Genomic DNA, 22,564 nt, shown 5'->3' with positions numbered 1-22,564 from the left:
GGGCAAGACTCCTGAGCCAGAGGGCGCCGCTATAGTAGAGGCTCAGCGGATTCCGGCCAACAGGCTCCGGGCGGTCTGCTTGAGCGGCTCATCGCCTTCCTTCAGTAACTCGTTGAGCAGTTCGATGGCGTTGTCCAGATCGCCGTCATCGATACAGGTCTGGGCTTGTTCCAGTTTGTCGTTGCTGGCCAGGCTTAGGGGTTCAAGTTCCAGCGACGGGCCGGCATCGCTGAATTCGTCGAGAAAGTCGCCTTCCAGAGATTGCGAATCAGGTTCTGCGACCCACTCAAGCTCAGGCTCGTCCAGAGTCGACTCTTCAGGAATCTCGAACACATCGGGCAACACGTGCAGGTTTGAGGTGAACGCAGGCTCTTCAGCCTTTGGTGATTCGTCTGAAGATTTAGCCTTGTCGAAAGGGCTGACCAGGTCCCAGCTGGAATCCATGGACAGGTCATCCAGGTTCAACTGGAACTCGTCGGCAGGTGCCGTTTCTTGCGCGGGAGTGATGACTGCAGCGGCTGCAATCGGAGCCGCATTGTTCAGTTTCGGGTAGCGGGCACGGATGTCTTGAAGCTTTTGTACGTCGAACCCGTCGTCACGCAGGCTTTTTTCCTGTGCGTCATAGGTGGGTACGTCGCCTTGTTTACCCAGGACTTCCAGCAGTTGCACGGCCAGATCCGTGCGCTGGGGCTCCTTGACCAACGCTTCTCGCAACAAACCGACCGCTTCGGAAAAACGGCCATAGGCCAGGTAAATACCGACCCCTTCCAGTACATCGCCTGTTGGCGTTTCTTCACGATCTTCGGGAGCGGATTTGAGTATGGGTTGTTGCACCGACGATTGCGCCGGACGCTCAAGCATCGGCTCCTGTCGCGCAGGTGCAATGGGCGAAGACTCGGGTAATGCCTGAAGCTGCTGTCGTTGACGTCGAACAAACAGCCCCAGCAACACCAAAACAATCAGCGCCAGCAAGCCGATGATCAGCGGCCAATGGCTAGCCTCGGATTCTTCGACAACGACGGGAGCAGGCGCCACAGCTACCGGCGTCTCCGGTGGCGCCTGTTTGACCTCCGCCAGCTGGGTTTGCAGTTCGGTCACCTGTTTTTTCTGGCCAGCGATCTGCTCGTCCTGTGCCTGAAGTTTCGCATTCAGCTCATCGATGGTTTTTTGCAGCTGCTGGTTCTGCAGCACGCTGGCGGCCAATTGTTCGGTAACAGGATCGGGCACAGGCGCGGCAGGTTGAACGACGGCAGATGCTGGCGCGGACTTCTTCGCCGTGGGTGCCTGCGCAGTGGCCGGTTTGACGCTCTGGAATGGAGAATTTTGTGGGCTGGCGACCGGTTCGTCGTCGGCCGGAACAATCCCCGGTGAACCCGGTGGATCGATCAGCACCGTGTACTCGCGCAGCAAACGCCCGTTGGGCTGATTGAGCTGCAACAGGAAATTCAGAAAGGGTTCATTGACCGGTTTGTTGGAGGTCACCCGGATCAGGCTACGGTTGCCCCGCAGGACCGGCGTGAATTTCAGGTCGTTGAGGAAGAACACCCGATCGACGCCGGCACGGGTGAACTCATCCGCCGTCGCCAGGCTGACCGAGAGCTCGCCCTCCTCCAGCCCACCGACATCCACCAAGGCGATGTCAGCGCGCAACGGCTGATTCAACGCGGAGTGAAGAGTAATCTCGCCCAATCCCAGCGCAGGGGCCAATGCCGAGTAAGTGACAGCACCACCGACCAACAGCAGCCTGGCGCAACACCGCAATACAACGTGCCAACTCTCGAGCATGAGCATCCCTTAGATAACCAGAACCAACCTGTACGCGTTCGCACATCCGGTACGAACACGATATTGCCTAGTAGTTCTTTATAGTCTGCCCAACGGGGTATCTCAAAAAGCTGACGCGCGGTTTTGCCTCAAGATTTTTCCAGGTTGGCCAGAATGTGCCCGTGGACACGCATGCAAATCTTCAAATCCGCCTCGTCGACGCCGTCGAACAGTTCGCGGCGCAGTTGATTGGCAATGGTTTCAATTTGTTCGATCAGAGGACGGGCCGGGGCACAGAGGACGATTTTTTTCGCCCGACGGTCTTCCAGTACCGATTGGCGCTGGACCAGGCCCTGGTTTTCCAGGCTGTCGAGCAACCGGGCCAGGGTCGGCCCTTCGACGCCGACGCTTTGCGCCAGCTCACGTTGGGTCGGTGCTTCTTCGAAGCGCGCCAGGTGCAGTAGCACCAGCCAGCGCGCCTGGGAAAGACCCAGCCCAGCCAGACGACGATCCAGTTCGGCACGCCAGCCGCGGGACATCTGGGCCAGTTGCATGCCAAAACGGTGTTGATCGGTTAACGGCATAAAAAACTCATGATTAGACTGAAATAGAGAAAAACTAATTATTAGTCAGCTAAGCATGGGCGTTGGCTTGAGGCAAGGCTTGGTCTGTAGTGAATCGTTACATCACTGTAACAAGTCATTTAAACCTCAAATTCGGATTGCAGTGCCGCCCGAACGCAGTACAGGACACCTTCAGGCACTCTCCCTGCGAACAGCGCGGCAATCTCCGAAACCGGCGGCAACTCGCCCTCACCATCCAGGAAAGCATCCTGGACCTCGCCCATCAACTCTTCAGGCAGGTCCAGCGCTTGCTCCAGCGACAACTGCTGCTTGCCGATCGCTTCGGCGAGCATGGTGTAGACATTCTTTTCCGAGCATTGCAACTGACCGGCGATCTGCAGCGGCGTCATGCCGGCGCGAGCGAGGGTGATCAGCTCGTGGCGCACATCGGCGACGACTTTCGGCGCCTCGACCTGACCGCCCAGCACTTCGAGGAAGGCCTCGCCATAACGTTCGAGCTTGCGCGCGCCAACGCCACTGACCGTGGCCATTTCCGCCAGCGAGGTCGGCTGGCTGCGGAGCATTTCCAGCAGTGTCGAATCGGGGAAGATGACGTACGGCGGCACCCCGTGTTCTTCGGCGAGTTTGCGACGCAAGGCGCGCAAGGCTTCCCACTGTTCGCGCTCTTCGCCGCGAACCAGCTGGCTCGCCTGGCTCTTGCTACTTTTGGCGGTGGTTTGCGGCTTGAGGTCACGGCGCAGTTCCAGGGTCACTTCGCCCTTGAGCAGCGGCCGGCAAGTGTCGCTCAGGCGCAGGCCGCCGTAGCCTTCGAGATCAATGTCGGCCAGACCACGGGCCACCAGCTGTCGGAACAGGGAGCGCCATTCACTCTCGCCCATTGCCTTGCCGACGCCATACACCGACAGATGTTGATGGCCGAAGCTGCGGACCTTTTCGTTGTCCTTGCCCAGCAGCACGTCCACCAGATGCCCGACGCCATAACGCTGACCGGTGCGATAAATCGCCGAGAGCGCCTGACGGGCCGGCTCGGTGGCGTCCCAGGTCTGCACGCCATCGACGCAGTTGTCGCAATGACCGCACGGCTCAGGCATGTCTTCGTCGAAGTAGGCCAGCAAGGTTTGCCGACGGCAGCGGGTTTCTTCGCAAAGCGAGAGCATGGCGTCGAGCTTGTGCTGCTCCAGACGCTTGTGGCGCTCGTCGCCTTCGGAGTTTTGCAGCATCTGCTTGAGCATCACCACGTCTTGCAGGCCGTAAGCCATCCAGGCATCCGCCGGCAGGCCATCACGGCCGCCGCGACCGGTTTCCTGGTAGTACGCCTCAAGGGATTTCGGTAAGTCGAGGTGAGCGACAAAGCGCACGTTGGGCTTGTCGATGCCCATGCCGAATGCCACGGTGGCGACCATGATCAGCCCTTCCTCGTTGAGGAAGCGCTTCTGGTGATGGGCCCGGGTGTCGTTGGGCAAACCGGCGTGGTACGGCAGCGCCGGGAAGCCTTGTTCGCTGAGGAACACCGCGACTTCGTCGACTTTCTTGCGCGACAGGCAATAGACAATGCCGGCATCACTGCGCCGCTCGGCAAGGAACGCCAGCAACTGCTTGCGCGGCTGCTCCTTGGGCACGATGCGGTAGAAAATGTTCGGACGGTCGAAGCTCGACAAGAAGCGCTCGGCATTCTGCAAATGCAAACGGTCGACGATTTCTTCGCGGGTACGCTTATCGGCCGTGGCCGTCAGGGCAATGCGCGGAACGTTGGGGAACAGCTCCGCCAACTGGCCCAGTTGCAGGTATTCGCGGCGAAAGTCGTGACCCCATTGGGACACGCAGTGGGCTTCGTCGATGGCGAACAGTGCGATTTCAAGACTTTGCAGGAAGGCCAGCATCCGTGGCTGGACCAGACGCTCGGGCGCCAGATAGAGCATCTTCACTTCGCCGCGCTTGATCCGTGCCGCCAGATCGCGCTGCTGCTCGGCGCTCAACGTGGAGTTCAATGCAGCGGCAGCGACGCCGAGCTCTTCGAGGGTCGCGACCTGGTCGTCCATCAGCGCGATCAGCGGCGACACCACCACCGCCAGGCCTTCGCGCAGCAGCGCCGGGACCTGGAAGCACAAGGATTTGCCACCACCGGTAGGCATCAGCACCAGGGCGTCGCCGCCACTGGCCACGCGCTCAATGATTGCACCCTGGCGGCCACGGAAACTGTCGTAGCCGAAGATGTCCTTGAGGACGCGTTGAGCCTGTTCGAGCATAAAAACTCCAAAAATCACAAAAACATCCCTGCAAGGCTGGTTCAGAACCACGCAGGCTGCACTGACAAATCGTAAGTGCGCATTGCATGACGCTTCACATTCCAGCCGTGACGCCAGCAGGGCATCACAAAACGCGCGAGTATACCCGACGCCTGCCCGCCAAAGGGTGCCGCTGAGAAGACACACGAATGTCGATGCAACACAAAACCTGTGGGAGCGAGCTTGCTCGCGATAGCGGCAGACCAGTCAACATTGATATTGAATGTAACGCCGCCATCGCGAGCAAGCTCGCTCCCACAGGGATTGCGGGGGTGCTTGTACTTGCGAAGGCTTCAAATATCCCGCGCGGCTGGCCTGACTGCTCAAGAAGGCCTAGAATTCCCGCATCTGTTAATTCCCCAAGGTAGCCCTTTAATGTCCTTCGCTGAGCAACTAACCCGCCTGCAAGTCTTCCTCGACGCCGACGAACTGCATGACGAGGCGCTGGACTACGTGGCCGCCCACGGCTACCTCACTGCGCTTTCGATTTGTTCCGAAGAGGTTCCGGATCGTGAATGGATCGACGCCCTCTTCGCCGAAGAGCCGCATTACGCCGACGACACCGAGCGTGAAGCGATCGAATCCACCCTGCTGGCCCTCAAGGCTCACATCGCTCGCCAACTGGCCTCCGATGAAGAGTTCGAGCTGCCTTGCGACCTGGACCTGGGCGAAGAGCCGGATGACTCCGACCTGCGCGGCTGGTGCATCGGTTTCATGGAAGGCGTGTTCCTGCGCGAAGCAGCCTGGTTCGAAACCGCCGAAGACGAAGTCAGCGAAATGCTGCTGCCGATCATGGTCGGTTCGGGTCTGTTCGACGAACAGCCTGAGTTCGAAGACATCGCCAAAGACGCCAACCTGATGGACGACATGATCGTGCAGATCCCGGAAGCCCTGACCGCGCTGTACCTGCTGTGCCAGGCGCCAGACGAAAAACCGGCGATCCTCAAGCCTCGTCACCACTAAGGTTTTGCCTATGGACAACCCCATAGGCAACCGCTCCCTGATGTTGCGCTACGTGCTGCTGGCCATCGGCTGGCTGAGCGTAGCGCTGGGGGTGATCGGGATTTTCCTGCCGGTATTGCCCACCACGCCTTTCCTGCTGTTGGCGGCCGCCTGTTTCGCCCGCAGTTCGCCACGCTTTTATCAGTGGCTGGTGGGACATCCACGGCTCGGCCCGTGGATTCGCGACTACCTCGATGGCAACGGCATCCCGCTCAAGGGCAAGGTCTACGCGATCGGCCTGATGTGGGTGAGCATTCTGTTCTCCTGCTACCTGGTGCCCCTGCCGTGGGCGCGGGGGTTCATGCTGACCAGCGCGGTGCTGGTGACGATCTACATCCTCAAACAGAAAACCCTGCGCAAACCCTGAGCACTCTCATCATCCGATCGTTCCCACGCTCCGCGTGGGAATACATCCAGTGACGCTCTGCGTCACAACGGCAAAGGGACGCAGAGCGTCCCGGGCGGCATTCCCACGCGGAGCGTGGGAACGATCACCAAGCCTGCGTTCGGCTCGGGCCGCGTGCCAACCGACGATATGTCCTGCCTCGCTGAAAACACCGCCTAGACTTCAGTCATCTGCACCCGAGCAGCCAGACATGTCCAGTCGCCGGCGTAGTCCAGGAGGGTCAACGCTCCGACTTCGGCTCGGCGGATGGTTGCTGCTGGCCAGTTTTCTGCTGACGGGGCTGGGCAGTGTCTGGGCCGACTGGGACTTTACGCAGATCCTGCAAATCGCCGAAAAGCGCTACGGCCCGCTCGGCCCCGCACAAGGAAGAATCGAGGCCTGGAGTCAAATGCTCAAAAGCGAACTCAACCAACCCGAGCGCGAGCAACTGAACGCGGTCAATCGCTTCTTCAATCAACAACTGAGTTTTCAGGACGACACGCGCATCTGGCGTCAGACCGATTATTGGGCCACCCCGGAAGAATCCTTGATCAAGGGTGCCGCCGACTGCGAAGACTACGCCCTGGCGAAATATTTCAGCCTGCGCCAACTCGGGATTCCCAGCGAAAAGCTGCGCATCACCTACGTCAAAGCCCTGAACCAGAACCAGGCGCACATGGTGCTGACCTTCTACAGCAGCCCTACGGCCGAGCCGCTGGTGCTCGACAACCTGATCGGCGAGATCCGCCCCGCCTCCCAACGCAAAGACCTGTTGCCGGTGTACGCCTTCAACGCCGAAGGCCTGTACTTGCCGGGAGCCAATGGCGGAAAACGCAGCAGCGACTCGAAAAAACTGTCGCGCTGGCAGGACGTGTTGAAAAAGATGCAAGCCGAAGGGTTCGCCGTGGGCGAAGGCTAGCCGCTATCGCAAGGAGCGTTTTATGTCACTGCGCAAACAGTTGTTTATCGCCATTTGCCTGTTCTTGCTGGTGGCCTTCAGTGGCAGTTTTTTTGTCAGCCTGGAAAGCTCTCGCGAACAGATGCTTGGCCAGTTGCGCTCCCACGCCCAGGATGCCGCCACCGCGCTGGGCCTGTCGCTGACCGCGCAAATCGATGACCCGGCGATGACCGAATTGATGGTCAGCTCGATTTTCGACAGCGGCTATTTCCGCAGCATCCGCGTGGTCAATATCGTTGATGCAAAGGTGCTGGTGGAGCGCAGCACAGCGGCGCAAATCGAAGGCGTGCCCGGCTGGTTTGTGAGTCTGGTCAACCTGCGCCCGGAAGGTGGCGATGCGCTAATCATGCGCGGCTGGGAACAAGTCGCGCGGGTCGAAGTGCTGAGCAATCCGCAGTTCGCCCTGGCCAAACTCTGGGACAGCACACTCGGCAGTCTGATCTGGCTGGTGATCTGCGGACTGCTCAGCGCCGTGTTCGGTGGATGGTTGCTACGTCGACAATTGCGCCCGCTCGACAAGATGGTCAGACAAGCCGAAGCCATCAGCAAACGCGAGTTCCTCAGCCTGCCAAAACTGCCACGTACACCTGAACTGAGACGTGTGGTGCTGGCCATGAATCAGATGGTCGAAAAGCTCAAGGCGCTGTTCACCGAAGAGGCCACTCGCAGCGAAAAATTGCGCGCCGAATCCTATCAGGACAGCCTCACAGGTCTGGCCAATCGACGCTTGCTGGATGAACAACTGGCCGACCATTTGTTGGTCTCCGAGCAAAGCAGCGACGGCCATCTGATGATGCTGCGGATCAACGACCTGATCGGCCTCAACCAACGCCTGGGAGGTCATCGCACCGATGGGTTGATCAGTGCCATCGGCGAATTGCTCAAGCGTCTGACGCAACTGCCGGAACGGCGCACCTGGCTGGCGGCGCGCAATCGTGGTGGCGAATTTAGCCTGCTGACACCGGGCCTGGACAGCACCGAAGCGGCCCGCCTCGCCTCGGAAATCAGCGCCACGCTGGAAAATCTGCGTCTGACCGGCGCCAGCGATTGCATGCCGGTGGCGCACTTGGGTGTGGTTGCCTATCAGCCCGGCGAACCGGCCAGCAACGTCCTGCTGCGCCTCGATCAAGCGCTCGCCCAGGCCCAACAACATCCCGAGCGGCCGTGGGTGCATCTGGCGCGTTCGGATACCGCGACGAACCACTCCCAACACGATTGGCGCAGCTGGATCGACGACGCGTTGACCGAGGGCAAAATGCAGCTGTATTTCCAACCCGTGGTGCAATGCGCCGACACCAGCCGGGTGCTGCACCACAAAGTCCTCGCGCGCCTGCTCGACCCGCAGGGCGAGGCGATTGCCGCTGGGCATTTCCTGCCGTGGATCGAGCGTCTCGGCTGGTCGGCACGGTTCGACCTGGCGATGCTCGAAGCCACCCTCGACTACCTCGTCGTCAACCGCTGGCCCCTGGCGCTAAGCCTGTCCGGCAGCACCCTTCGCGACCCGGTGCAACTGCGACACATCATCGACATGCTCGAATCACTGCCCGAACTGGCCCATCTGCTGATATTGGAAATCGACGAACGCCAACTGCCGCCACCGGAAGAATTACAACGCCTGAGCCACAGCCTGCTCGACACCGGTTACCGCATCGGCTTACAGCACTTTGGCGGCAGCTTCAGCCAGATAGGCAACCTGACGCAGCTGGGTTTGGCGTATCTGAAAATCGATGGGGCGTACATCCGCCACATTGATGAGCAAAGTGACAAGCGGCTGTTTATTGATGCGATCTACCGGGCGACCAACAGTATCGATTTGCCGTTGATTGCGGAAATGGTCGAGACCAAAGGGGAACTGGAGGTGATCCGGGAGCTGGGGTTGTTTGGGGTGATGGGGCGGTTGATTGGGCCGCCGGAGCCGATGTGAGGGGTTTGAAAGTTGGAATGACCTGTTTGATGTGTCAGCCCGAAAGACCGCAAGTTTCGGACAATCTTTTCATGTTGAACGGCGATGTTTAAAAGACGAGGGTGTAATTAGTTTTGTGTAAACGGTCATTTGGCAGGAGACTGCCTACCCCAAGGAAATCCAATGACCGAGTCAAAACCCAAGCGAGCCAAACGAGTCAAGCCTGATCCTGAGCTGGTTAAACTGGCCGACAGTCTGTTGGCCAATTACAAAAAGCCCGAAGATCTCATCGGCGAAAACGGCCTGCTCAAACAGCTCACCAAGATGCTGGTCGAGCGGGCCCTTGAAGCCGAGATGACCGAACACCTGGGGCACGACAAAAGCGCGACGATCACCAACACCGCCGCCAATGCGCGCAACGGTCACAGCGGTAAAACCCTGAAGGGCGACTTCGGCGAACTGCCGCTCGACATCCCTCGCGACCGGCAGGCGTCCTTCGAGCCGCAGTTGGTGGCCAAGCATCAAACCCGCTGGACGGGCTTCGATGACAAAGTCATCTCGCTGTACGCTCGCGGTTTGAGTGTCAGAGAAATTCAGGCGCACTTGCAGGAAATGTACGGCACCGAGGTCTCTCCCAGCCTGATCTCGGCGATTACCGACGCGGTGAGTGATGAGGTCAAACTCTGGCAGGCGCGGCCGCTGGACGCGCTGTACCCGATCCTCTATCTGGACTGCATTCACGTCAAAGTGCGCGATGCCGGCGCCGTGCGCAACAAGGCGGTTTATCTGGCCATCGGCGTCAACATGGCGGGTCACAAAGAGGTGCTGGGCTTGTGGATCGCTCAAACCGAAGGCGCAAAATTCTGGCTGCAAGTGGTGACCGAACTCAAGAATCGGGGCGTGCAGGACATCTTCATCGCCTGCGTGGACGGCCTCAAAGGCTTCCCTGAGGCGATTGAAACGGTTTACCCAAAAGCCGTCGTTCAGCTGTGCATCGTGCACATGGTGCGCAACAGTTTGAACTTCGTATCGTGGAAACGGCAGAAGGAAGTCGCGGCTGACCTCAAGCTGATTTACACCTCGGCCACCGCCGAGCTGGCTGAGCAACGGCTCTGCGAATTTGAAGCCAAATGGGACGCCGAGTACCAATCGATCAGCCTGTCATGGCGACGAAACTGGGCTCGGGTGATTCCGTTTTTTGACTATCCAGCCGAAATTCGCAAGGTGATCTACACCACCAATGCCATCGAATCGATCAACATGAGTCTGCGTAAAGTGATCAAAACGCGTGCGTCATTTCCGACCGACGAGGCGGTGATGAAGCTGTTTTATCTGGCGCTGAACAACATCAGCAAAAAGTGGACAATGCCGATCCGGGACTGGAAAGCGGCTTTGAATCGCTTCAGTATCCAGTTTGAAGATCGGCTGTTAACGGTTTAATAGAAATCCCGTTTACACAAAATCAGGGACACCCTCTAAAAGACATCTCCAGAAACTCACTCCGGCTACACATCCTTGCGCCGTTGCCTACGACTGCGCCAGAATCCGCCGGCTTGTGCGCCTAAGGGCCGGGCTCTATTGTTTCCCGGTCGCTGACCAATCAGCGATCGGGTTTAGCGACCCGAACCTTTGTAGGCGCAACAGCGCTCCAAACTCTCTTGCAGATTGTTCATGCCTGCGATTGATGTCATGGCGGCTGTGCGCGGGAGACCTTCGGGTCTGCCGGGCGCCTACACCCGGTTCGCTAACCTGCGTGCAGCCGCCACCCTTACTTGTTTAGCGACAAGTCTTGGTGGCTCCATTTCTTGTAGGAGTTTCACTATGTTCAAGATCACACCCAACCCACCCGAAACCGACGACGTTTCCCCGTACGAAACCACCGATTCCAAAAAACTCAACGACGCCGCCGACCGCGCCCTCGATTACTACCTCAAACCGGTCATTCCCAAAGACACCCCGCGCAAACCCAGTACGATTTACTCCATCGCTCCCGACACCAACGACGAAACCCTGCTGGTCAACGCCTGTGAAACCCTGGCGTCGGCGAGTGTGATGCTGAGTAATTTCGCGGGGTTGATGGAGGGGTCGCATCGCAACACGGTGCTGGGGATTCAGCAGGTGGTGATGCTGGGGGAGTTGGCGGTGAATCGGATGCTGGATAATTTTGTTCCGCAGGGTTAGCGAGAATCCTGCAGCGAACATTGATCGTTCCCACGCTCTGCGTGGGAACGCCTCCCCGGACGCTCCGCGTTCGCTTTGGGGACGCAGAGCGTCCCTTGCTGCATTCCCACGCGGAGCGTGGGAACGATCGATTACCAAAAACCAGACAAAAAAACCCGCCATTCCTTCAACAGGAATGGCGGGTTTTCTCGTTTCAGCCTTCAGATCACACCGTATCCACCTTCAAAGAATGGTCATTCAACATGCCGTTGATGATGGTCGCCGTGTCGTGCCCGCCCGCCACCACCCCGCCCGCCCCCGGCGTGACGCCGTAGTGGCTGGCCAGGTTGACGCCGGCCAGGTCGATGGTCTGGTTCGGTGCCGCGCCGGCCATGGCGCTGACGTCGATGCTGGTCAGCACCGAGGCGCCGCTGCCGATGACTTTGAAGTGCAAGTAGTCATCCAGCGACGCGGCGGTGTTGTTTTCGCCTTGCAGCAGTTGCGACAGGTCCAGTTTGTCGGTGCCCGGGGTGAAGTCGGTGACCACATCGTGGCCGCTGTTGCCTTTGAGCCACTGGAAGGTGTCGGCCCCTGCCCCGCCGGTGAGCGTGTTGTTGCCCAGGCCGCCGATCAGGAAGTCGTCGCCGCCACCGCCCTTGAGGATGTCGTTGCCCAAGCCGCCGGTGATAACGTTGCTCAGGTTGTCGCCCGTGAGCGAGTCGTTGAAGTTGGAGCCGGTGAGGTTTTCGATAGCGGTCAAGGTGTCGGTGCCGGCGCCGCCGGTGTTTTGCGCGATGGCCTGGCTCAGGTCGACCGTGACTCCGGCGGTGGCGTGGGCGTAACTCGCGGTGTCGGTGCCAGTGCCGCCGTCGAGCAGGTCGTTGCCGGTGCCGCTGAACAGCAAGTCATTGCCGGCACCGCCGTGCAGCTCGTTGTTGCCGTTACCGGCGCTGAGCACGTCGTTGCCGTCACCGGCATTGATGACGTTGTTGCCGGCGCCCGCCACCAGCACATCGTCGCCTGCCGTGCCGGTGAGGGTGTGGCCATCCTGATAGCTGATGGTCACCGCTGCGCTGTCGCTGCCACCATGGCTGTCATTGGCGGTGTAGGTGCCGTGTGCATCCGGGGCGATGTCGTGGCCCCCGGCGTAGTTGAGGGTCATGGTCAGCTGGTAGTTTTCGGCGTTGTTCACGCCGTTGCCGCTGGTGTTGGTGATGTTGGTAACGTGGATCTGGTAGGTCCCGTCCGCCAATGCGGTGAGGGTTTGCCCGTCCGCGAGGGCGATCCACCCGCCGCCGTTGAGCGAGTACTCCATGGCGATGTGACCGCCCGCCAGGTTGTGGTCCAGGTTGAGGGTTTCGCCCTGTTTCAGGTTGACGGTAATCCGGTCCTCATCGTTGGCATTGCCGTTGGTTACCCCTCCCAGATAACCACTCACCACCAGCACCGCCGTCATGGTCGCCGCGTTCGCCGTAAAGGCATTGCGCACATTCGCCAGGACCTGGTTGGCGGCGTTGTTGCCGGTCGAGGAGAAGCTGATCGCCCCGGTGCCGGTGAAGTCTGCGCCTTTTGAAATCCAGCCGGTGTTGAAGGTGGTGGGTGAAGCCGTCAGCGGATCGCCATTGGCGTCGATGTCGTTGGCCAGCAGCAACTCGCCCGGCACCACGACGCTGCCCGAGAGCACATTGGTGATGATGTGGTCATCGACCGCTACCGGTGCCGCGTTCGGAATGACTTTGACCGTCAGTGTGGAGCTGGCCAGGTCGCCGTCGTTGTCGCTGGCGGTGAAGCCGATGTTTTCGGTGATCACCACCGCCGTGGTTTTTTGCGAGGTGTAGGTGTACTCGCCGGTGTCGAGGTTCACCACCAGGGTGCCGCCATTGTTGGTGGCGATGCTGATGGAGTTGTTCACCGTGTTGAACGTGCCGTGGTTGGCGCCGCCACTGAAGTTCAGCGCGCCCTGATTGCTATTGCCTTTAGGATCGTAGGTGTACGTCGTGCCGTCGACCACGAGGGTTTTGATGAAACCGCCATCGGCGCCGAACGTACCGCCCTCCAACAATGTGCCCGTGACCGGCGCGCCGACCACCGTGCCAGAGAGCACCGAGTTGAGCTGGTTGAGATCGGTCACCACCACCGCATTGGTGTTGGTGTGCGTGCTGCCGTCATAGGCCAACGGATCGAGGTTGGCGTTGCTCACGCCGCTGCCCAGGCCGATCGCGTAGTTCTTGATGCTGTTGGCATCGAGGAAGGCTTTGAGCGCGGTTTCGTCCGCGGTGCCGATGTCGCCTTCGTTGGGCTTGCCGTCGGAGAAGAAGTAGCCGACGTTCTGCGCCCCGGTCAGTTTGCCCGAGGTGTTGAACGCGGTTTGCATGGTGGCGACAGCCGCGTCGTAGTTGGTGCCACCGCCGGCAGTCAGGCCGGAGATGATCGACTTGGCGGTCGCTACATCAACCCAGATCGATGTCTTGTCGGTGGCGTTGCTGCTGAAGGTGACGATCTGCACTTTCACATCGCCCAGGTCGTCGTACTTGTCGAGCAAGGCACTGATCGCCTGCTTGGCCAGCGCCAACCGCGACAGCCCGGGTACGCCCGAAGCGTCGGCCATACTGCCGGAGACGTCGATCACCAACAGCAGATTGGAATCGATCTCGACCGCGGCGACCGAACGATCGGCAGCGACCGCTTTGGGCACGTCATCGACGATGTTCACCACGATGGTGCTGGTGGTGCTGTTACCGGAGGCATCCGTGGCTTTGTAGGTGAAGCTTTCGCTCAGGGTGTTGGCCCCGTCATTGGCGTTCGGCGACGTTTTCGGTGCCGAAGTCAGGGTGTAGGTATAGGTACCGTTGGGGTTGAGCAGCATTTGCCCGTACGTTCCGGTGGTGCTGCCGACCAGGGTGTAGGTGATGGCGCCACTCGCGCCAGTGACGGAACCCACCAGGGTGCCAGTCGCGGTTTCGCCGGTGTTGCCGGGCTCGCTGCCGGTGACGTTACCGGCGGCCAGATCCAGACCATCCTTGCTCAGGTCCAGCGCTTTCTCGTAGACGGTCACGTCGGTATCGGTGACCGCTTTGATGCAGCTGTTCGACACATCGATGGTGATCGTGGTGGTGCTTTCATCGCCATCGGCATCGCGCACGGTGTAGGTGAACGTGTCCGTGGCGCCCGCACCACTCACAGCGTTTGGGTTGCTGTGATAAACCGCGTTGCCGTTAGCATCCAGGGTCAAGTAGCCGTAGGTGCCGTTGATGTTCGAGCCCAGACCGCCGATGGCCGAGGACGACGTGTCCGAGCCCGCGCGCACGCCGACCACAGCACCACCGGCTGCCGCGCCGTCAGCGCCATTGATGTCGTTGTCCAGCACGTTGCCGCTGACCGTGCCGCCTTCGGTCACGCTCGCCGTGTCCGCTTTGGCGGTTGGCAAGTCATCGACGATGTTGACGTTGATCTGGCCCGACGCGGTGCTGCCGTCGGTGTCCGTCGCCACCACGTTGAAGTTCTCGGTGAGGCTGTTGGCGCCGTTGGCGGTTGGATGGGTTTCGTTATCCGCCAGGGTGTAGCTGTAACTGACCACGCCGGTGGCCGGGTTGTAACCGGTGACGGTCAGCGTGCTGCCGAGCGGTGTAACGACCGATTGCGGGAAGCCTGCCGCCACGCCGCCAGTGACCAGCGCAATGCCGCCCACCGTCAGGGTTTGCAGACCATCCAGCGCGGTCACGGTGAAGGTGCCGCTCTGGGTCAGCGCCGGCGTATTCGGACTGGTGCCGTCGCTGAGGTTTTTCTCGTAGACGGTCAGTTCACCGCCGTACACATTGAGGCCGTTGAGGGTGACCGGGTCGTTGTTGTTATGGACGTTCAGCACCAGGTTGGCGGTGCTGGTATCGCCGTCGGCATCGGTAATGGTGTAGGCGAAGGTTTCGGTGCCGTTGCCGCCGCCGTGCAGGTTTTTGAAGTCGGCATCGTTGGTGTTCAGCGTGTAGGTGTACGTGCCGTTAGCGTTGAGCACCAGCGTGCCGTATGTCCCGGTGAAGGTGCCGGGGGTCACAGGCCCGGCGTTCGGCCCGGTGGCAACGTGGTCCGCGCCCTGAACGTCGTTGGTCAGGACGTTGCCATTGAGCGTCAGCACGGCCTCCGACGCCGTGCCGGTGTTGCTGTCGTTCACGGCTTTTGGCACGTCATCGACGATCTTCACCACGATGGTGCTGGTGGTGCTGTTGCCCAGCGAATCGGTGGCCTGGTAGGTGAAGCTTTCGGTCAGCGCATTCGCACCGTCGTTGGCATGCGGCGTGGTGGTCGCCGGCGACGTCAGGGTGTAGGTGTACGTGCCGTTGGGGTTGAGCTGGAGCTGGCCATAGTTGCCCGTGGCGCTGCCGACCAGCGTGTAGGTGATCGCGCCGGTCGCCCCGGTGACCGAGCCGACCAGTGTGCCCTTGGCAGTTTCGCCAGTGCTGGTGGGGTCGCTGCCGATGACCGTGCCGGCCGCCAGATCTTGCCCGTCCTTGGTCAGGTCCAGGGCTTTTTCGTAGACGGTCACGTCGGTATCGGTGGACGCGACGATGCTGCTGTTGGACACGTCGATGGTGACGGTGGTGGTGCTTTCGTCCCCATCGGCATCGCGCACGGTGTAGGTGAACACGTCGGTCGCGCCCGGGCCGTTCACCGCATTCGGATTGCTGTGGTAGGTTGCGTTGCCGTTGGCATCCAGCGTCAGGTAACCGTAGGTGCCGTTGATGTTGGTGCCCAGGCCACCGATGGCCGAGGTTGATGTGTCCGAGCCTGCACGCACGCCAATCACGGCGCCACTGAGCGCCGGGCCGTCGGCACCGCCGATGTCGTTATCCAGCACGTTGCCCGAGACTGTCGCGCCTTCCGCAACCGAGGCGTAGTCCGCGTGGGCGGTGGGCAGGTCGTCGACGATGTTGACGTTGATCTGGCCCGACGCGGTGCTGCCGTCGGTGTCCGTCGCCACCACGTTGAAGTTCTCGGTGAGGCTGTTGGCGCCATTGGCGGTTGGATGGATTTCGTTGTCCACCAGGGTGTAGCTGTAGCTGATCACGCCGGTCGCAGGGTTGTAGCCCGTGATGGTCAGCGTGCTGCCCAACGGAGTGACGATCGATTGCGGAAAGCCTGCGGCCACACCGCCGCTGACCACGGAGATGCCGCCGACCGTCAGGGTTTGCAGGCCATCGAGGGCGGTCACGGTGAAGGTGCCGCTCTGGGTCAGGGCCGGCGTGTTCGGGCTGGTGCCGTCGCTGAGGTTTTTCTCGTAGATGGTGAGTTCGCCGCCATTGACATTGAGGCCGTTGAGGGTCACCGGGTCGTCGTTGTTGTGGATGTTCAGCACCAGGTTGGCGGTGCTGGTATCGCCGTCGGCATCGGTGAGGGTGTAGGTGAAGGTTTCCGTACCGTTGCCATTGCCGTGCAACGCTTTGAAGTCGGCGTCGCTGGTGTTCAGGGTGTAGGTGTACGTGCCGTTGGCGTTCAGCACCAGGGTGCCGTAAGTCCCATTGAAGGTGCCGGGGGTGATCGGCCCGGTGCTTGGGCCAGTCGGTACGCGGTCGGCGCCTTGCACATCATTGGTCAGCACGTTGCCGTTGAGGGTCAGCAGGGTTTCCGAAGCGGTGCCGGCGTTGCTGTCGTCCACGCCTTTGGGCAGGTCGTCGACGATGTTCACGTCGAGGTTGCCGTTGGCGGTGGTGCCGTTGTCATCCACAACGATAACGGCGAATTGCTCGGAAAGGCTGTTGGCGCCGTTGGCGGTTGGATGCGCTTCGTTGTCAGTCAGGGTGTAGCTGTAACTGACCACGCCGGTCACGCTGTTGAACCCGGTGATGGTCAGCGTGCTGCCGAGCGGCGTGACGATCGATTGCGGGAAGCCTGCGGAGACGCCGCCCACCACCACGTTGATGCCGCCAACGCTGAGGGTTTGCACGCCGTCGAGCGCGGTGATGGTGAAGGTGCCGCTTTGAGTCAGCGCCGGAGTATCGGGGCTGCTGCCGTCGCTGAGGTTTTTCTCGTAGACGACGAGTTCGCCGCCTTCGACGTTGAGGCCGCCAATCGTGACCGGGTCATCGTTGTTGCGGATTTGCAGCACCAGGTTGGCGGTGCTGGTGTCGCCATCGGCATCGGTAAGGGTGTAGGTGAACGTTTCGGTGCCGCTGCCACCACCGTGCAGTGCCTTGAAATCCGCATCGCTGATGTTCAGCGTGTAGGTGTAAGTGCCGTTGGGATTGAGCACCAGGGTGCCATATGTCCCGGTGAAGGTGCCGCCAATGATCGGCCCGCTGTTGGGGCCAACGGGAATCCGGTCAGCACCCTGCGAGTCATTGGGCAGCACGCTGCCGGTCAGGGTCAGCAGGGTTTGCGAAGCGGTGCTCGCGTTGCTGTCATCGACCGCTTTGGGCACGTCGTCTTTGATGTTGACGTCCAGTGTGCCGGTGGCGGTATCGCCATTGGAATCACCGGCAACCACGGTGAACTGTTCGCTGAGGTTGTTGGCCCCCTCGCCGGCCGAATGGGTGTCGTTGCCGACCAGGGTGTAGCTGTAACTGACAACGCCAGTGGCCGGGTTGTAACCGGTGACCGTCAGGGTGTTGCCCAGTTGCGTGGTGATCGACTGCGGGAAGCCGGCGGCCACCCCGCCCGTGATCACGTTGATCCCGCCGATGCTCAGGCTGGTCAGCCCGTCCGGCGCCGACACGGTGAAGGTGCCGTTCTGAATCAACGCGCCCGGATTGCTGGCAGAACCGTCGGCGAGATTGGCTTCGTTGAGGGTCAGCTCGCCCCCTGCCACCGACAGGCCCGCGAGGGTGACCGGGTTGTTCGGCAGGACGCCTGTCCCACCTGAACCGGCACCGTTGTCGCCGTTGTCCGGGTCACCGGCCAGCCGTTCCAGCGGAAATTCGGGAATGCCGTTGAAACCCGCGGTGGGGAAGCCAATGACGGGATCGACCCGCCCGCCCACTTCTTCGAGCATGACGAAACTGTGGCCACCGCCCGCCGTCCCACCGGGTGCGCCGGTCGGAGCAGCTCCGGCCGCCGTGGCTTCAGCCGTTTGAGTCGGGTCATCACCGGCAGCGATTGCTTTTTGCAGTTGCTCGACATCGGTCAGTTGCGCCTGAGTCGGCGTCACCGCTTCAGCGGTATCAACATGAGGCGCCTGATGCGCCAGTAGCTGGGAAGTCATTTGCAGGCTGCTGCCACGCCCAAGGGTCAGTTCCTGGCCATTTTGCAGATGCACGGCCACCGCGCCTTCGGCCCCGGTGATCAATTGGTCGCCGACGAACAATCGGTCGCCCTCGATCAACGCGCGTCGAGTGCCGTCGCTCGCCACCGCGAACACCTGACCAATGACTTTACTGACGATACCGATGAGCGTTGCCATGTGCATTTCCTCCGCTGCCAACCGCTGTCGGCACCCTGTTTGTGCGAAGAACGTGCTCATGGTTAAAGCAGGCTTGCCTGGCGGATCGCCTGCGGGGCGCGTTTACCTGAGTAAGCCGATGCCCCGGCGATCTTCTCGCCAAGCGTGTCGCTCGCAGGGGACGTGTCTGATTTCGGTAAAACCCCATTGCAATCAATAACCTTGGGGCGCCAATCACCGTCAAATCGCCCTGCGAGCGGTGCGTAACGATTTTGAACCTAAACAGTGACAAAAAACTGTCACCTCAAAACCGTTCCGCTTCCCTCCCCTCCAGCACTTCTCCGCCCTATGTCGATAAGTGGATGGAACTTTCCTTAAACCCTCGAATGCTCCCAAGAGCTCCTAAATCAAGGGCTTCCAGAGTGAACAATGTGCTGGATTTCGCAGCGCGCATAAGTTTTTTTTGGAATAAGCCATATGAAAAAAATTTCTTAGCTACGCTCTAGAATGTTCTTAGCTTCGTTGTTACAAGCATGAAACGGTTTTGCCTATAAATGCCGTCAAATAACTGGCAGCTTATAAAGAACCATTAGGAATCAGGGAGATGTACCCATGCGCGTTTTAACCCCCCTATGCAGCGCAGTTCTGCTGGCGATGGCCTGCTCATCCCAGGCGCAAGCCATGTCGTTGACCGAGGCGATCCAGAGCACCATCGCCACCCACCCGGAACTGGCGTCGCGGGTGGACAGCCGTCTCTCGGCCGATGAGCAAGTGAAAGTCGCCAAGGGGGGCTTTTATCCATCGGTTGACCTGAACGCCGCCTACGGGCGCGGGTACAGCGATAACACCAATACTCGGGCGTTCGGCAATCACCACACCGAAATCCTCACCTACACCCAGTCGGAGTTGCGTCTGCGGCAGATGCTCTTCGACGGTTTCAACACCGCGAACGAAGTCGAACGCACCAAAGGCGTGGTCAACTCCCGGGCCTATTACGCGCAAGGCACCGCCCAGGATCTGGCATTGCGCACCACCGAGGTCTACCTCGAAGTGCTCAAACGCCGCGAACTGGTGACCCTGGCCACGAACAACCTGCAGGCTCACTTGCGGGTCAACGACCAGATTGGCCTGCGCACCCAGCGTGGCGTCGGCAGCAACGCCGACTCCGACCAATCCGGCGCGCGCCGGGCACTGGCGCAAAACAACCTCGATACCGCCGAGGTCGATCTGGCGGATGCCGAGTCCAATTTCTACGCGGTCACGGGGCGCCTGCCCGATGAACTCGAAGCGCCGCCGTCGATCCGCGGCGAACTGCCCGCCACCCTGCCGGAAGCTCAGCAGAGCATGGTGGAAAACAACCCGTACTTGAAATCCGCCCAGGCTGACGTGCAATCGGCCGAGAGCCAGTACGAAGTCGCCAAGTCGCCGTTCTACCCGCGTTTCGACGCCGAAGCGGCGGTGGGCGCGAACAACAACGTGCAAGGCGATGAAGGCCACGACAACGAATGGCGCGTGGGTGTGGTGATGAACTACAACCTGTTCCGCGGTGGCAGCGACAAGGCGCGCCTGGCCTCCAATGCGCATCAGATCAACCAGGCGATGGACATCCGCAACAACGCCCTGCGCCAACTCAACGAGAACATCCACCTGGCCTGGAACGCCATGGTCAATGCCAAGAAACAAACCCCGACTGCCCGCGAATACGCCGACACCAGTAAACGCGTGCGCGTGGCGTATCAGGATCAGTTCGGCCTCGGCCAACGCACCCTGCTCGACTTGCTCGACAGTGAAAACGAGCTCTACAACGCCAATCGCCGCTACACCGAAGTGCGCTACACCGAGGAGTATTCGATGTACCGCGTGCTGGCAAACATGGGCCAGTTGCTGAGCAAACAACGGGTGGTATTGCCCGCCGATGCGATCGCCTCCACCGAAGTGAAAAACGAAGCCCGTTTGCCTGAACTGAAGTAGGCCTGTGGAGAGATCAATTTGACCAGCATGGAACCCGGCAACACCGGTGTCGATCCGCGCCTGAGCTTCGATGACCCGCTTCTGGACGGTCTGTTGATCCTCTGCAAACTCCACGGTGCGACGGTCAGTCGCGCCAGCCTGAGTGCCGGGCTGCCACTGAACAAGCAGCGCTTGAGCCTGGACCTGCTGCCCCGCGCAGCCGCCCGGGCCAGCCTGCAAGCGCGCGTGTTGCGCCGTGAACTGGCGGACATTTCCGCGCTTAACCTGCCCGTGATGCTGATCCTCAACAACGGCCGCACCGCCATCCTGCGACGCTTCGGCGAGGACGGTCGGTTGCTGATTCTGCCCAGCGAAGCGGACGGCGGTGAACAATGGGTCAGCCGTGAAGAACTGGCCGAGAACTACAGTGGCCAGGCGTTGTTCGCCCGGCCACGCCATGAACTCGAAGACTTGCGCTCACCGCTGGTGCCACGCGTTGAGGCCTGGTTTCGCGACACCTTGAAGTTGTCGAAATGGCTGTACAGCGATGCGATTCTGGCGAGTTTTCTGATCAACCTGCTAGGGCTGATGGTGCCGCTGTTCGTCATGCAAACCTACGACCGCGTGGTGCCGAACCAGGCCACCTCGACCTTGTGGGTGCTGTCGATCGGCTTGCTGATCGGCACCGGTTTCGAACTGGTGCTGCGGGTTGTCCGCGCACATCTGCTGGACACCGCCGGGAAGAAAACCGATGTGATTCTTTCGGCGACCTTGTTCGAACGCATCACCGGCATGGCGATGAAGGCGCGGCCGGCGACCATTGGCGGGTTCGCCCAGAGCATCCATGACTTCCAGGGCCTGCGCGAATTCCTCACCGCCGTCACCCTGACCAGCCTGATCGACCTGCCCTTTGCCGTGCTGATGCTGGTAGTGATCGGCCTGCTCGGCGGCTGGCTGGTGGTGATTCCCTTATTGGCGTTTCCGATCACGATCATTTTCGCGATGGTGATCCAGGTGCGCCTGCGCGACACCGTGCAGAAAAGTTTGAGCCTCGGCGCCGAACGCCAGGCCCTGCTGATCGAAACCCTCGGCGGCCTGGAAACCCTGAAAGCGTGCAGCGCCGAAAGCGAGCGCCAGCACAAATGGGAAAGCACCCACGGCGCCCTCACCCGCCTCGACAGCCATGCGCGCAACCTCTCGGCGCTGGCCACCAACGGCACGCTGTTCATCCAGCAATTCTCCGGCATGGCGACCATCGTCGCCGGGGTCTACAGCATCATCGCCGGCAACCTCAGCGTCGGCGCACTGGTGGCGACCTACATGCTCGGCAGCCGCGTGCTCGCGCCATTGGGACAAATCGCGGGTTTGATCACCCGCTACCAGCAAGCGCAACTGACCATGAAAAGCACCGATGCGCTGATGACCTTACCGCAAGAGCGCGACGCCAAACAGCGGCCGCTGGAGCGTACGCAACTGCAAGGTGCACTGGACGCCAGCGGTGTGACCTTTCACTACAACGGCCAGAACGCCCCGGCGCTGGCCAACGTCAGTTTCAGCGTCAAACCCGGCGAACGGATCGGCATCATCGGTCGCAGCGGTTCGGGCAAAAGCACCCTGGCGCGATTGGTGATGGGGTTCTATGCGCCGGAAGAAGGGCAACTGCTGCTCGATGGGCTGGACCTGCGGCAACTCGATGTCGCCGACCTGCGCCAACAGATCGGTTACGTCGCCCATGACCTGCCGCTGCTGGCCGGCAGCCTGCGCGACAACCTGACCCTTGGCGCCCGTTACATCAGCGATTCACGGATGCTCGAAGTCGCTGAGCTCACCGGCGTCACCGAGCTGGCGCGTCAGCACCCGCAAGGTTTTGACCGGCCCGTTGGCGAACGCGGCCAGTTGCTGTCCGGCGGTCAACGTCAGGCAGTGCTGCTGGCCCGGGCCTTGTTGCTGGATCCGCCGATCATGCTGCTCGACGAACCCACCAGCGCCATGGACAACAGCAGCGAAGACGTTTTGCGGCAGAAACTCCACGGTTGGGTGCAGGGCAAAACCTTGCTGCTGGTGACCCACCGCACCTCGATGCTCAGCCTGGTGGATCGGCTGCTGGTGCTGGACAACGGGCGGATCGTTGCCGACGGTCCGAAAGAAGCGGTCATCGATGCACTGCGCAAGGGCCGTGTCGGCTCTGCGGCTGTCTAGGAGCTACC

The 22,564-nt window shown here is 60.7% G+C and carries 12 protein-coding genes; 8 read left to right on the top strand and 4 right to left on the bottom strand.

Annotated features, from left to right (window positions below; all coding sequences use genetic code 11):
• Positions 1–42 precede the first annotated feature (42 nt).
• The 3 genes from ACYZTM_RS23320 to recQ form a co-directional block, all read right to left on the bottom strand.
• Positions 43–1,785, bottom strand: a complete 1,743-nt coding sequence (locus tag ACYZTM_RS23320; protein ID WP_461984886.1) for a FimV/HubP family polar landmark protein — start codon at positions 1,783–1,785, stop codon at positions 43–45.
• A gap of 128 nt (positions 1,786–1,913) precedes the next feature.
• Entirely contained in the window at positions 1,914–2,348 is a 435-nt protein-coding gene (locus tag ACYZTM_RS23315; protein WP_131062538.1) for a MarR family transcriptional regulator, read from the bottom strand.
• A 119-nt stretch (positions 2,349–2,467) separates the two neighbouring features.
• Positions 2,468–4,594, bottom strand: coding sequence for a DNA helicase RecQ (gene recQ, locus ACYZTM_RS23310; RefSeq protein ID WP_131062539.1), 2,127 nt, complete (start codon positions 4,592–4,594; stop codon positions 2,468–2,470).
• A 414-nt stretch (positions 4,595–5,008) separates the two neighbouring features.
• Between recQ and ACYZTM_RS23305 the strand changes: the two genes are divergently transcribed.
• The 6 genes from ACYZTM_RS23305 (at position 5,009) to ACYZTM_RS23280 (ending at position 11,062) form a co-directional block, all read left to right on the top strand.
• The gene (locus ACYZTM_RS23305) at positions 5,009–5,596 is read left to right on the top strand and encodes a UPF0149 family protein (RefSeq protein ID WP_010461974.1); all 588 of its coding nucleotides are present in this window, start codon (positions 5,009–5,011) and stop codon (positions 5,594–5,596) included.
• A gap of 10 nt (positions 5,597–5,606) precedes the next feature.
• Entirely contained in the window at positions 5,607–6,002 is a 396-nt protein-coding gene (locus tag ACYZTM_RS23300; protein ID WP_131062540.1) for a YbaN family protein, read from the top strand.
• A 229-nt stretch (positions 6,003–6,231) separates the two neighbouring features.
• Positions 6,232–6,939 carry a cysteine protease LapG gene (gene lapG, locus ACYZTM_RS23295; RefSeq protein WP_131062541.1) on the top strand — a complete coding sequence of 236 codons (708 nt, stop codon included), beginning with the start codon at positions 6,232–6,234 and terminating at the stop codon, positions 6,937–6,939.
• A gap of 22 nt (positions 6,940–6,961) precedes the next feature.
• On the top strand, positions 6,962–8,902 hold the full coding sequence (gene lapD, locus ACYZTM_RS23290) for a cyclic di-GMP receptor LapD (RefSeq protein WP_461984882.1): 1,941 nt from the start codon (positions 6,962–6,964) through the stop codon (positions 8,900–8,902).
• Between the two features lie 162 nt (positions 8,903–9,064).
• Complete coding sequence (locus ACYZTM_RS23285; protein ID WP_461964636.1) at positions 9,065–10,321, top strand: IS256 family transposase; 1,257 nt, start codon at positions 9,065–9,067, stop codon at positions 10,319–10,321.
• Between the two features lie 381 nt (positions 10,322–10,702).
• Positions 10,703–11,062, top strand: coding sequence for a DUF6124 family protein (locus ACYZTM_RS23280; protein WP_461984880.1), 360 nt, complete (start codon positions 10,703–10,705; stop codon positions 11,060–11,062).
• A gap of 205 nt (positions 11,063–11,267) precedes the next feature.
• Here the strand turns inward: ACYZTM_RS23280 and ACYZTM_RS23275 are convergent, their stop codons facing one another.
• Positions 11,268–18,428 carry a retention module-containing protein gene (locus ACYZTM_RS23275; RefSeq protein ID WP_461984878.1) on the bottom strand — a complete coding sequence of 2,387 codons (7,161 nt, stop codon included), beginning with the start codon at positions 18,426–18,428 and terminating at the stop codon, positions 11,268–11,270.
• Between the two features lie 591 nt (positions 18,429–19,019).
• On the opposite strand from ACYZTM_RS23275, the gene ACYZTM_RS23270 reads away from it, so the two are divergent.
• Together ACYZTM_RS23270 and ACYZTM_RS23265 are read left to right on the top strand one after the other, a co-directional pair.
• Positions 19,020–20,378 (top strand): TolC family outer membrane protein, encoded by a 1,359-nt coding sequence (locus ACYZTM_RS23270; protein ID WP_131062545.1) that lies wholly within the window; start codon positions 19,020–19,022, stop codon positions 20,376–20,378.
• Positions 20,379–20,396: 18 nt separating this feature from the next.
• Positions 20,397–22,556, top strand: coding sequence for a type I secretion system permease/ATPase (locus tag ACYZTM_RS23265; RefSeq protein WP_461984876.1), 2,160 nt, complete (start codon positions 20,397–20,399; stop codon positions 22,554–22,556).
• Positions 22,557–22,564: the final 8 nt, after the last annotated feature.

It is taken from the genome of Pseudomonas sp. MDT2-39-1, assembly GCF_054898085.1.
Note: the sequence above shows the minus strand (reverse complement) of the source record. Positions and strands in the feature narration are given on the sequence as shown.